At 61.5% G+C, this 12,192-nt stretch carries 10 protein-coding genes; 5 read left to right on the top strand and 5 right to left on the bottom strand.

All coding sequences use genetic code 11. The features are described from left to right. Positions 1-244: 244 nt before the first annotated feature. From PMI21_RS25870 to PMI21_RS25880, 3 genes are all read left to right on the top strand, one after another. Positions 245-1,636 carry a GntP family permease gene (locus PMI21_RS25870; protein ID WP_007933748.1) on the top strand — a complete coding sequence of 464 codons (1,392 nt, stop codon included), beginning with the start codon at positions 245-247 and terminating at the stop codon, positions 1,634-1,636. A gap of 7 nt (positions 1,637-1,643) precedes the next feature. Further along, the gene (gene hbdH / locus PMI21_RS25875) at positions 1,644-2,417 is read left to right on the top strand and encodes a 3-hydroxybutyrate dehydrogenase (protein ID WP_007933747.1); all 774 of its coding nucleotides are present in this window, start codon (positions 1,644-1,646) and stop codon (positions 2,415-2,417) included. A 172-nt stretch (positions 2,418-2,589) separates the two neighbouring features. Then, complete coding sequence (locus PMI21_RS25880) at positions 2,590-4,545, top strand: acetoacetate--CoA ligase (RefSeq protein WP_007933746.1); 1,956 nt, start codon at positions 2,590-2,592, stop codon at positions 4,543-4,545. Between the two features lie 8 nt (positions 4,546-4,553). Here PMI21_RS25880 and PMI21_RS25885 read toward each other — a convergent pair whose 3' ends face one another. Next, a complete protein-coding gene (locus PMI21_RS25885) occupies positions 4,554-5,663 on the bottom strand; it encodes a PilT/PilU family type 4a pilus ATPase (RefSeq protein WP_007933745.1) in 1,110 nt (369 codons plus the stop codon). 118 nt (positions 5,664-5,781) lie between these two features. On the opposite strand from PMI21_RS25885, the gene PMI21_RS25890 reads away from it, so the two are divergent. Together PMI21_RS25890 and PMI21_RS25895 are read left to right on the top strand one after the other, a co-directional pair. Beyond that, complete coding sequence (locus PMI21_RS25890) at positions 5,782-8,319, top strand: PAS domain-containing hybrid sensor histidine kinase/response regulator (protein ID WP_007933744.1); 2,538 nt, start codon at positions 5,782-5,784, stop codon at positions 8,317-8,319. A gap of 66 nt (positions 8,320-8,385) precedes the next feature. After that, complete coding sequence (locus tag PMI21_RS25895) at positions 8,386-8,661, top strand: peptidylprolyl isomerase (RefSeq protein WP_007933743.1); 276 nt, start codon at positions 8,386-8,388, stop codon at positions 8,659-8,661. A 25-nt stretch (positions 8,662-8,686) separates the two neighbouring features. Here the strand turns inward: PMI21_RS25895 and PMI21_RS25900 are convergent, their stop codons facing one another. From PMI21_RS25900 to PMI21_RS25915, 4 genes are all read right to left on the bottom strand, one after another. Beyond that, positions 8,687-9,619 (bottom strand): sugar kinase, encoded by a 933-nt coding sequence (locus tag PMI21_RS25900; protein ID WP_007933742.1) that lies wholly within the window; start codon positions 9,617-9,619, stop codon positions 8,687-8,689. Between the two features lie 13 nt (positions 9,620-9,632). Next, positions 9,633-10,850 carry an amino acid deaminase gene (locus PMI21_RS25905; RefSeq protein ID WP_007933741.1) on the bottom strand — a complete coding sequence of 406 codons (1,218 nt, stop codon included), beginning with the start codon at positions 10,848-10,850 and terminating at the stop codon, positions 9,633-9,635. 37 nt (positions 10,851-10,887) lie between these two features. Continuing rightward, positions 10,888-11,652 (bottom strand): IclR family transcriptional regulator, encoded by a 765-nt coding sequence (locus tag PMI21_RS25910; RefSeq protein WP_007933739.1) that lies wholly within the window; start codon positions 11,650-11,652, stop codon positions 10,888-10,890. 174 nt (positions 11,653-11,826) lie between these two features. Then, positions 11,827-12,192: RidA family protein (locus tag PMI21_RS25915; protein WP_007933737.1), on the bottom strand; the 366-nt coding region annotated here is incomplete at its 5' end.

Here is a 12,192-nt window from a genome sequence, read left to right as displayed (position 1 = left end):
TCAAAAGATCGCAGCCTTCGGCAGCTCCTACGGTGATTTCCGCGTTTCCCTGTAGGAGCTGCCGAAGGCTGCGATCTTTTAAAGTGCCAAATCGTCTCCGAATAGAGACAAAAATCCTTCGCAATGTTCATAAAAAACATAAATTCTTTATATTTCAACAGCTTAGATATCTGGCACGAAATCCGCTATAGCCCTCTCCACCAAGCTTCACCCTACAAAAATAACAATCCTGGAGAGACACACCATGAGTGTGATCATTGCCTTGGCAGCCCTCGCGCTGCTGATGGTGGCCGCTTACCGTGGCTACAGCGTTATCCTCTTTGCCCCGATCGCCGCCCTCGGCGCCGTCCTGTTCACCGACCCTTCCGCCGTTGCCCCCGTCTTCACCGGGGTGTTCATGGAGAAAATGGTCGGCTTCGTCAAACTGTATTTCCCGGTATTCCTGCTCGGTGCCGTGTTCGGCAAGCTGATCGAGTTGTCAGGTTTCTCCCGCTCCATCGTCGCAGCGGCGATTCGTTTGCTTGGTACTCGCCAGGCGATGCTGGTGATCGTGCTGGTCTGCGCCCTGCTCACGTACGGCGGCGTGTCGCTGTTTGTGGTGGTGTTTGCGGTGTACCCGTTTGCCGCCGAGATGTTCCGCCAGAGCAATATTCCCAAACGCCTGATCCCGGCGACCATCGCCCTCGGCGCGTTCTCGTTCACCATGGACGCCCTGCCCGGCACGCCGCAGATCCAGAACATCATCCCCAGCACTTTCTTCAACACCACCGCCTGGGCGGCGCCGTGGCTGGGTGTGGTCGGCGCGATTTTCGTGTTCTGCGCCGGCATGCTGTTTCTGCAGCGCCAGCGCAACAAGGCCCAGCGCAGTGGTGAAGGCTATGGTTCAGAGTTGCGCAACGAGCCGGAAACCGCGCCGGACATCCAGCTGCCCAACCCGTGGATCGCGCTGTCGCCGCTGTTGCTGGTGGGCCTGATGAACCTGCTGTTCACCCGTTGGATTCCCGTGTGGTACGGCAAGACTCACAGCCTCGCGCTGCCGGGCATGGCTGCCCCGGTGACCACCGACATTGCCAAGCTGACGGCGATCTGGGCGGTCCAGGCGGCCTTGCTGGTGGGCATCATCATGGTGCTGGTGTTCGGCTTTCAGGCGATTCGCGGCAAGTTGGCCGAAGGCAGTAAAAGTGCGGTCAGCGGCGCGCTGCTGGCGGCGATGAACACGGCGTCGGAATACGGTTTCGGTGCGGTGATCGCGGCGTTGCCGGGCTTTCTGGTGCTGTCCGACTGGCTCAAGAGCATTCCCAATCCGCTGGTCAACGAAGCGATTACCGTGACCCTGCTGGCCGGCATCACCGGCTCGGCGTCGGGCGGCATGAGCATCGCTTTGGCGGCGATGTCCGAAAGTTTCATCAGCGCCGCCCACGCCGCCAATATTCCGCTGGAAGTGCTGCATCGGGTCGCCGCGATGGCCAGTGGCGGCATGGACACCCTGCCGCACAACGGCGCGGTGATTACCTTGCTGGCGGTCACCGGTTTGACCCACCGCGAGGCCTACAAAGACATTTTCTGTATTACGCTGATCAAGACACTCGCTGTTTTTGTGGTGATCGGTACTTTCTACGCCACTGGCATTGTGTGAGGTGTTCATGACGACTCTTTCGGGCAAGACCGCACTGGTCACCGGTTCCACCAGCGGCATCGGTCTGGGGATCGCCCTGAGCCTGGCCAAGGCTGGCGCCAACCTGATCCTCAACGGTTTCGGCGATGCGTCAAAAGTGATTGCCGAAGTAGAACAATTCGGCAGCAAGGTCGGACATCACCCGGCCGACGTCAGCGACCCGGCACAGATCGCCGACATGATCGAGTACGCCGAGCGTGAGTTCGGTGGCGTGGATATCCTGGTCAACAATGCCGGCATCCAGCACGTGGCGTCGGTGGAAGATTTTCCGGTGGAGCGCTGGGACTCGATCATGGCGATCAACCTGTCATCGGTGTTCCACAGCACCCGCTTGAGCCTGCCGGGCATGCGTACCAAGGGCTGGGGACGCATCATCAACATTGCCTCGGTGCACGGCCAGGTCGGTTCGGTGGGCAAGGCAGCATACGTCGCGGCCAAACATGGCGTGATCGGCCTGACCAAAGTGGTCGGTCTGGAAACCGCCACCAGCAACGTTACCTGCAATGCCATTTGCCCGGGCTGGGTGCTGACACCGCTGGTGCAGAAGCAAATCGACGATCGCGCCGCGACCGGGATCGACCCGCAGCAGGCGCAACACGACTTGCTGGCCGAGAAACAGCCGTCACTGGAATTCGTGACGCCGCCGCAGCTGGGTGAGTTGGTGCTGTTTTTATGCAGCGAAGCCGGTAGCCAGGTGCGTGGTGCGGCGTGGAATATTGATGGTGGGTGGTTGGCGCAGTAACCTGCCGCCAGCCCAGACACTGATCGTTCCCACGCATGATCGTTCCCACGCTCCGCGTGGGAATGCAGCCCGGGACGCTCCGCGTCCCAAAAGCGGACGCAGAGCGTCCATTGAGGCATTCCCACGCAGAGCGTGGGAACGATCTGATGCATAAACAAGAAGAGGCCAAGCCATGTCCGACATCCTCTGGCAACCCGGCACCGAGCGCATCGGCAAGACCCGCATGGAGGCCTTCCGGCGCTTCATCAATCAGCGACACACCCTTGAAATCGCCGACTACCCTGCCCTGCACCAATGGAGCATCGACCAGCGGGAAGCCTTCTGGCAGGCGATCGTCGATTTCTTCGACGTCCGTTTTCACGATCAGCCAGACGCAGTGCTGATCGAAGGCGCGCAAATGCCCAGCGCCCAGTGGTTCCCCGGCGCGACCCTGAACTTCGCCGAACACCTGTTGCGCCGTCGTGACGATGCCGTGGCAGTGGTGGCCATCGGTGAAAACGGCCAACGGGAACAACTGACCTGGGCCGAACTGGCAAGCCACGTCGCTGGATTTCAAAACGGCCTGAAAGCCGCCGGTGTCGGCCTCGGCGACCGCGTGGCGGCGTGCATGCCGAACACCTGGCAAACCCTGGTGGCCATGCTCGCCACCACCAGCCTGGGCGCTATCTGGTCCTGTTCTTCACCCGATTTCGGCACCCACGGGGTGATCGATCGCTTCGGCCAGATCGAACCGAAAGTGCTGATCACTTGCGCCGGTTACCGCTACGCCGGCAAAGAGATCGACCAGACCACCAAGGTCAATGAAATCCTCGGACAACTGCCATCCTTGCAGCAATTGATTGTTGTGCCTTATGCACGCCCTCAGGCGCGCATCGAGGATTTCCGCTGCCAGGCCAACGTGACGCTGTGGGACGACTTTTACGACCCGGGCGGCGAGCCGCAATTCGTTCCCGTGCCCTTCGCCCATCCGCTGTACATCCTCTATTCCAGCGGCACCACCGGCGTGCCCAAATGCATTGTGCACGGCACCGGCGGCGTGTTGCTGCAACACGTCAAGGAACATGGCCTGCACACCGACCTCGGCGCCGGCGACCGTTTGTTCTACTACACCACCTGCGGCTGGATGATGTGGAACTGGCTGATCTCGGCGCTCGCCGTCGGCAGCGCGGTGGTGCTGTATGACGGCTCGCCGTTTCATCCAGGCCCGGAGCGCTTGATCGACCTGATCGACGACGAGCGCCTCAACGTCTTTGGCACCAGCCCGAAATTCCTCACCGCGCTGGAAAGCAATGGCTTGAAGCCGTGCGACAGTCATGACCTGAGCAGCCTGAAAACCATACTGTCCACCGGCTCGGCGTTGTCGCCGCAAAGCTTCGATTACGTCTACCGCGCGTTCAAGTCCGATTTGTGCCTGTCTTCGATGTCCGGCGGCACCGACATTGTTTCGTGCTTTGTGATCGGCAATCCGCTGCTGCCGGTGCGCCGTGGCGAAATGCAGTGCAAGGGCCTGGGCATGGCGGTCGAAGTGTGGAACGACGCTGGCCAGCCGGTGATCGGTGAAAAAGGCGAGCTGGTGTGCACCCGGCATTTTCCTGCCATGCCTATTGGGCTGTGGAACGACCCGCAACAGGAAAAACTGCGCGCGTCGTATTTCAGCCTGTTCCCCGGCGTCTGGGCCCAGGGCGATTACGCCGAGCAACTCCCCCACGGCGGCATGCTGATCCACGGCCGCTCCGACGCGGTGCTCAACCCCGGCGGCGTACGCATCGGCACGGCGGAAATCTACCGTCAGGTGGAGAAAGTCCCGCAGGTGCTGGACAGTGTGGCCATCGGTCAACAATGGCAGGATGACGTGCGAGTGGTGCTGTTCGTGCGCTTGCGCGATGGCGTCGAACTGGACGAAGCGCTGCAACAACAGATTCGCCAGATCATCCGCGCCAACACCACGCCACGGCATGTGCCGGCGAAAATTGTCGCGGTGACGGACATCCCACGGACCATCAGCGGCAAGGTGGTCGAGTTGGCGGTGCGCAATGTGGTGCATGGCCAGAAGGTGAAGAACACCGATGCACTGGCCAACCCCGAGGCACTGGAGCAGTTTCGCGACCGCCCCGAACTGAACGACTGACGCCGGCGCTAGTCCATCAAACCCCATTCACCCGACGGCGTATGGGGGCCGGGCGTGGCTTCGGCGTGCATTTTCAGGCGCAAGCGCAAGTTGTTCACCGAATCCGCATGTTTCAACGCCTCCGCCTCATCGATCGCGCCCTCGGCAAACAACGCGAACAGCGCCCCGTCAAACGTCTGCATCCCTGCCTCTGAAGACTTCTCCATGATCCCCTTGAGCTCGCCAAACTCATTGCGCCGGATCAGGTCGCCGATGGTTGGCGTGCCCAGCATCACCTCCACCGCCGCCCGGCGCTGCCCGTCGCGGGTACGCACCAAACGCTGGGACACAAACGCCTTGAGGTTGTTACCCAGGTCGTTGAGCAGTTGCGCCCGGCGTTCTTCCGGAAAGAAATTGATCACCCGGTCCAGCGCCTGATTGGCGTTGTGCGCATGCAACGTGGAAATCACCAGATGGCCGGTATCGGCAAACGCCAGCGCATGTTCCATAGTCTCTCGGTCGCGGATTTCGCCGATCAACACCACGTCCGGCGCCTGGCGCAACGTGTTTTTCAGCGCGGCATGGAAACTGCGGGTATCGACGCCGACCTCGCGTTGATTGACGATCGACTTCTTGTGCCGATGGATAAACTCGACCGGGTCTTCGATGGTGATGATATGGCCGCTGCTGTGGCGGTTGCGGTAATCGATCAACGCCGCCAGCGAGGTCGACTTGCCCGAGCCGGTCGAGCCGACGAACAGCATCAGCCCTTGTTTGAGCATCACGGTTTCGAGCAGCACCGGTGGCAAGTTGAGGTCTTCGAAGCGTGGAATATCGAGTTTGATGTTGCGCGCCACGATCGACACGTCATTGCGCTGCTTGAAGATATTGAGCCGGAAACGCCCGACCCCGGGCAGGGAAAGTGCCAGATTCATTTCCAGGTCCCGATCGAACTCCAGGCGCTGTTCGGCGTCCATGATGGACGCGGCAATAGCCGCCACTTCTCCTGGCTTGAACGGTTGATCGGTCAGGGGTTTGAGCACACCGTCAAATTTCGCGCTGGGTGGCGCGCCCGTGGACAGGTAAAGATCGGAGCCATTGCGGCTGGCCAGCATCTGCAGCAGTGCATCGATTTCCATGGCAAAAAGCACCCGCGAAGCATTCAATAAAAAAATGACCCCATGCGGGTCATCCAGCGTCTACCGCCCAGCAAGGATAGTAGACGCCGCCACACTGACTCACGCGCAGGACATGTAGATGAACGCACCACCAACCGCCAGCGATGCCCAGGCCCTGATTGCCCGACTGGACTGGACAAACAACCCGCTGGGTGCCGCCGAAAACTGGCCGCAGAGCCTGCGCACCGCGGTAGACATCGTGATCCACTCGCCGATGCCGATGTTGTTGCTGTGGGGCCCGCAGCTCACCCAGATCTACAACGACGGCTTCGCCTTCCTCGCCGGCAGCAAACACCCTCACGCTTTCGGACAACCGACGCACCTGATCTGGCCGGAACTCAAAGACTTTACTGACCCGATTTACAGCGCCGTCCTACAGGGCCAGGTGCGAACCTACAGCGAACAGCGCTTTACCTTGCAACGCGACGGTCGGGATTCTGACTTCTGGCTGGATTTGACCTACAGCCCCATTCGCAATGAAAGCGCCGAGGTTGCCGGGATTCTGGTCACGGCCATCGAAACCAACGAACGCCGCCGCATCGCCCTCGAACTGGAACAACGCTCTGCCGCCAGCCTCAAGGCCCAGCAAGAAACCGAGCAGCGTCTGCAACTGGCGCTGGCCGCCACCGATGCCGTCGGCACCTGGGACTGGGACATTGGCGAAGACCGTTTCATCGCCGATGCGCACTTCGCGCAATTGCATGGCGTCGATCCGGCCATGGCCAGCCAGTTGCCGATCAGCGAATACCTGCACGGCGTGCACCCCGAAGACCGCGCCATGATCGCCCGCAGCATCAAGCACTGCATCACCCATGGCAGCGAATACGCCGAGGAATATCGCTTGCTGCAGGCCGACGGCCAGTTGCGCTGGGTGTTTGCCCGGGGTCGTTGCTACAAGGACCACCATGGCCGGCCGATCCGTTTCCTCGGCGCCGCGCTGGACCTGACCGAACGCAAACACATCGAACAGGCCTTGCGCCAAAGCCAGACCGAGCTGCAACTGATCATCAACGCCATGCCGATCCTGATCAGTTACGTGGACCGCGAAGAGCGCTTTCGCCTGAACAATGCCGCCTACCTGGAATGGTATGGCCTGACGCCCCAGGAGCTTTACGGCCGGACCATTCGTGAAGTGCTTGGCGATGAAGCCTATGCCCTGCGCGCCGAACACATCGCCGAGGCGCTGAAAGGCAGGACCTGTTGTTTCAGCATCAGCGCCGACCACCGCGACGGCAGCACCCGCCAGGCCCTGATGAACTACCTGCCACGCCATGGCGCGGACGGCGCGGTGAATGGTTTCTACATCTTCGTGATCGACGAGACCGAGCGCAAACAGACCGAAGAGGCTCTGCGCAACCTCAACGAAACCCTGGAAGAACGCGTGAGCGCCCGCACCCAACAACTGGCCGAAGCCAACCAGCGACTGCAGAACGAGATGTTCGAGCGTGAGCGCGCCGAAGACGCCTTACGGCATGCGCAGAAAATGGAAGCGGTCGGCCAGCTCACCGGCGGCATCGCCCATGACTTCAACAACATGCTCACCGGGATCATCGGCAGCCTCGATTTGATGCAACGCTACATCGCCGATGGGCGCGCAGCCGAGATCGGTCGCTTCACCGAAGCGGCGGTGTCCTCGGCCCATCGCGCCGCCGCCCTGACCCACCGTCTGCTGGCATTCTCCCGGCGTCAGTCACTGGATCGCAGACCACTGGACGCCAACCAGCTGGTGCACTCTCTGGAAGACTTGCTCAGCCGGACCAAGGGCGATCACATCGAGCTCAAACTGAAGCTGGCCGATGAGGTCTGGCCGGTCAGTACCGATGTCAGCCAACTGGAAAACGCCTTGCTCAACCTGGTGATCAATGCCCGGGATGCGATGCCCGATGGCGGCGAGTTGCTGATCGAAACCGCCAATGTTCACCTCGACGGCAGCGACGTCACCCCGCTGGAGCCGGTCAGGGCCGGGGATTACCTGATGATTGCCGTCAGCGACAACGGCGCCGGCATGACCCCGTCGGTACTGGCCAAGGCCTTCGATCCGTTCTTCACCACCAAGCCCATCGGCCAGGGCACCGGCCTTGGGCTGTCGATGATTTATGGTTTCGCCCAGCAGTCGGGCGGGCACGTCAGCCTGCACAGCCGGCCGGGCCAGGGCACCAGCGTTCGCCTGTATTTGCCACGGTTGCACGTCGCCCTGCCGGAGCACGCTCAGCTGCCGGTCATCGGTGAGGCACCGCCAGCGGTTGCCGGTGAAACCGTGGTGTTGGTGGAAGACGATCCGGCGGTGCGCATGCTGGTGCTCGACCTGCTCAAAGAGTTGGGTTATCACGCCCACGAAGCCGAAGATGCGCAGAGCGCCCTGCCCTTGCTGGAGTCCGACCTGCGGGTCGATCTGCTGGTGACCGATGTCGGGCTGCCGGGCATGAACGGTCGGCAACTGGCAGAAATCGCTCGTCAGCACCGCCCAGAGCTCAAAGTGCTGTTCATTACCGGTTATGCCGAGAAAGCCGCCGAACGCCAGGGCTTCCTGGAGGAAGGCATGGACATGGTGGCCAAACCCTTTTCCATGGACCTGTTGGCCAACAAGATTCGCACGATGATCGGCCAAGCCGGCTGAGTTAAGGCATAATCGCGCGCGCCCCGCTGGCACCAACATAGCCACCACCGTTGCAAGGTACTGCCCATGAAAGCCCAAGCCCGCCATATTCTGGTGAAAACCTCGGAAGAAGCCGAGCAGCTCAAACAACGCATCGCCAAGGGCGAAGCCTTCGATGTGCTGGCCAAGAAATACTCCACGTGCCCGTCCGGCAAACGCGGCGGGGATCTTGGCGAAGTGCGGCCCGGGCAGATGGTCGGGGCGATCGATGCGGTAATCTTCAAAAAACCGCTGCGGGTGGTGCATGGGCCGATCAAGAGCAAGTTCGGTTATCACCTGGTCCAGGTGTTTTACCGGGATTGATCGGCTGGCTTCAGGGCCCCATCGCCTATCTCGGGATGAGTGCCCCGGGCACTTGAATCACCCGACTCGCCAACCGATGCCCCGCTTCTGCAGCCTCGACCGGGTTACCACCTTTCAAACGGCAAGCCAGATACGCCGCACTGAACGAATCCCCCGCCGCCGTGGTGTCCACCACCCGTTCGACCACCTGCGCCGGCACTTCGAACGACTCGCCGTCACAACGAATCAAACATGCCTCGGCACCGCGCTTGAGTACCACTTCGGGCGTGCCCATCTGCTCGTAAGCGGCAAACACCGCTGCGCAATCGGAAAAGTGGAACAGTGCCTGCTCGTCATCAACCGTCAGCAACGCCAGGTCGACATAGGGCAAAACTTTACGATAAGCCGCTCGTGCGTCCTCGACCGAGGCCCACAGGCGTGGTCGATAGTTGTTGTCGAACACAATCCGCGCATCCCGCTGCCGGGCTTCGATCAGGGTATCCAGAAGCTTCTCCCGGCCCTGCTCACCGAGCACCGCCAGGGTGATGCCGCTGAAATACAACACGTCGTAATCCGGCAGCGCCGCCAGGATCGGCGCGGCCGCCGGGGTGGTAAAGCAATCGCGCACGGCCGCTTCATTGCGCCAGTAGAGAAAACGCCGCTCGCCGGCCGCATCAGTCTGAATGCAATACAGGCCGGGCAAGCGACCGGATAAACGCTGGACCATGCCCAGCCCGATGTGTTCACTGGCCCAGCTCTGGCACATCGCATCGCTGAAACTGTCGTCACCCAGGGCGGTGACGTAATCCACCGTGCCGTCATCGCCCAGTTCACGGGCCAGATAGACCGCAGTGTTCAGGGTATCGCCGCCGAAGCTTTGTTGCAGAGAGCCGTCGGCGCGTTGCTGCAATTCGATCATGCACTCGCCGATCAGGGCAATGCGCGGGGTGTTGGGCCCGAGGGTGCTGATGTTGTTCATGTTGTGGGGGCTCTTAAAAACAGGTTTCCATGGTTTCGAGGACATTCAGCTGCTCATCCACCAGACACCCGATACGCCACTTGTCGAACGTCAAACACGGGTGCGAAGTCCCGAACGAAATGATATCGCCCACTCGCAACTCAACCCCCGGCGCCACGGTCATGAAGGCGTGCTGGTCCATCACCGCCGTTACCTTGCAGGCACTCACATCATCGCCGATCGCCGGCACCACGCCGGCCTTGTAACGCAGCAACGGCACCGGCAAACCGGCGTCATAAGCCACGTCGCGCTTGCCCAGGGCGATCACCGCAAAACCCGGTTCCGGCAACGACTGCACATGCGCCCAGACTTCCAGCGCCGGGCGCAAACCTTCGTGCAGGTCGCTGCGACGGTCGAGCACGCAGCATTGCGCTTCTTTGTAGATGCCGTGGTCGTGGGCCACGTAACTGCCAGGACGCAGCACGCTGAGGAAGCGCCCGCCGGCATTCTGCGCTTCGAACGACTCGGCGATCAGGTCGTACCAGGCCGACCCCGACGCGGTGATGATCGGCTTGGCAATCGCGAACGCGCCGCTGTCCTGCAATTGCACCGCCAGACGCACCAGGGAGGCGGCGAACTCGCGGATGCCGCTCACCGCATGATCACCGTGAATCACCCCTTCGTAGCCCTCGATGCCGGTCAGCGCCAACGCCGGTTGAGCATTGATAGCCTTGGCCAGCGCCAGCACTTCGGCTTCGGTGCGGCAACCGCAACGACCGCCGACCACGCCGTACTCGATCATCACGTTCAGGCGCACGCCGCGCGAGGCGAAAAACGCGCCGAGGTCGGCGACGTTATCCGGGTGATCGACCATGCAATAGAAATCAAAGGTCGGGTCTGCCAGCAGGTCGGCGATCAGCGCCATGTTCGGCGTACCGACCAGTTGATTGGCCATCAGCACCCGGCGCACACCATGGGCGTAAGCCGCGCGGGTTTGCGTGGCGCTGGCCAGGGTGATGCCCCAGGCACCGGCGTCCAGTTGCCGGCGAAACAGCGCCGGGGTCATGCTGGTTTTACCGTGAGGCGCCAGTTCTGCGCCGCTGTGGCTGACGAAGTCCTGCATCCAGCGAATGTTGTGTTCCAGCGCGTCGCGGTGCAGCACCAGTGCCGGCAGGCTGACGTCCCGCACCAGGTTGGCGCCGGTCTGGGCAGCGCCCTTTTCCACGGCGGCGGTATTGATGGCAGTAGACATGGTCGTTCTCCTCACACACGGCCGCAGGCAGCCGCTGTTATTCGTTGATACGCCGGGCGAGGCTGTTGGCGCTGTCGATCAGCACCCGGCGATAGTCGTTGTAATTGTTCTTCGCATCGGCCCGTGGGGCGACGATGCACAGGGTCGCGATGGCCACGCCGTTCGGATCTTTGACCGGGGCGGCGAAGCAATGGGTAAAGGTGTCGGCGACGCTGTCGAAGGAAAAGAATCCGTCGATGGCGGCCTGGCGGATCTCCACGAGAAACTGCTCCAGCGGCAGGCGTTCGCCGTCGGGCAGGATGAAGTCGTCGGGGTCGATCAAATCGACGATTTGCTGATCGCTCAGGTGCGCCAGCAGCAGGCGCCCGGAAGCAGTCCAGGGAATCGGCGCGTTTTCGCCGATGTCCGAGGAAATGCGGAAATGCCGCTCACCCTCTTTCATCAATGCCACGGTGTATTTGCGCCCGTTGAGCAGGCACATCTGCGCGGTTTCGCGGGTCTGGCTGACGATTTCCTGCAAAGCGTGATCGGCCTCGCGGGACAGGTCGAAATGACGCAAATGCGCCTGCCCGAGGAAGTACAACTGACGGCCGAGGTAAACGTGACCGTCCTTGCCCACGGGCTCGAGGATGCGCCGCTCCAACAAGGATGCGACCAGTTCATAGACCGTGGATTTCGGGCTGCCGATGCCGCTGGCGATTTCGTTCGGGCGCAGGGGCTGGCCGATTTCCTTGAGGAAATCGAGGATGTCGAACGCCCGGTCCAGACCGCGAGCCCGGCGCTTGATGGTGTCTTCGGTCATTTCAGTGGTCCCATTCAAAGTGCCGGGAGTTTACCGCTAATGATCGTTCCCACGCTGATCGTTCCCACGCTCCGCGTGGGAATGCATCCCGTGACGCTCCGCGTCACATCCAGAGCCGAACGCGGAGCGTCCGTTGAGGCATTCCCACGCAGAGCGTAGGAACGATCTATAGCCTCAGGCCTTTTTCTTGTAGGCGATGCAGTCAATCTCGACCTTGCAATCGACCATCATGTTCGCCTGCACACAGGCCCGGGCCGGGGCGTGTTCGCTTTTGAAGTACTCGGAAAACACCTTATTGAAACTCCAGAAATCCCGCGGGTCTTCCAGCCATACGCCCGTACGGACCACATCTTCCAGACCGTAACCGGCCTCTTCCAGAATCGCGATCAGGTTTTTCATGGTCTGGTGAGTCTGCTCGACAATCCCGCCCACGATGATTTCGCCATCCACCGCCGGCACCTGGCCGGACACGTGCAGCCAGCCATCGGCTTCGACGGCACGGGCGAAAGGACGGGGCTGGCCGCCACCGGCGGTGCTGCC

It is taken from the genome of Pseudomonas sp. GM18 (assembly GCF_000282195.1).
GTDB lineage: Bacteria > Pseudomonadota > Gammaproteobacteria > Pseudomonadales > Pseudomonadaceae > Aquipseudomonas.
The sequence above is the reverse complement of the archived record's forward strand: the minus strand, read 5'-3'. Positions and strand labels throughout refer to the sequence as shown.

Coding starts and splice junctions, on each gene's coding strand:
- PMI21_RS25870 (WP_007933748.1), top strand. CDS start 245: ATGAGTGTGATCATTGCCTTGGCAGCCCTCGCGCTGCTGATGGTGGCC.
- hbdH (WP_007933747.1), top strand. CDS start 1,644: ATGACGACTCTTTCGGGCAAGACCGCACTGGTCACCGGTTCCACCAGC.
- PMI21_RS25880 (WP_007933746.1), top strand. CDS start 2,590: ATGTCCGACATCCTCTGGCAACCCGGCACCGAGCGCATCGGCAAGACC.
- PMI21_RS25885 (WP_007933745.1), bottom strand. CDS start 5,663: ATGGAAATCGATGCACTGCTGCAGATGCTGGCCAGCCGCAATGGCTCC.
- PMI21_RS25890 (WP_007933744.1), top strand. CDS start 5,782: ATGAACGCACCACCAACCGCCAGCGATGCCCAGGCCCTGATTGCCCGA.
- PMI21_RS25895 (WP_007933743.1), top strand. CDS start 8,386: ATGAAAGCCCAAGCCCGCCATATTCTGGTGAAAACCTCGGAAGAAGCC.
- PMI21_RS25900 (WP_007933742.1), bottom strand. CDS start 9,619: ATGAACAACATCAGCACCCTCGGGCCCAACACCCCGCGCATTGCCCTG.
- PMI21_RS25905 (WP_007933741.1), bottom strand. CDS start 10,850: ATGTCTACTGCCATCAATACCGCCGCCGTGGAAAAGGGCGCTGCCCAG.
- PMI21_RS25910 (WP_007933739.1), bottom strand. CDS start 11,652: ATGACCGAAGACACCATCAAGCGCCGGGCTCGCGGTCTGGACCGGGCG.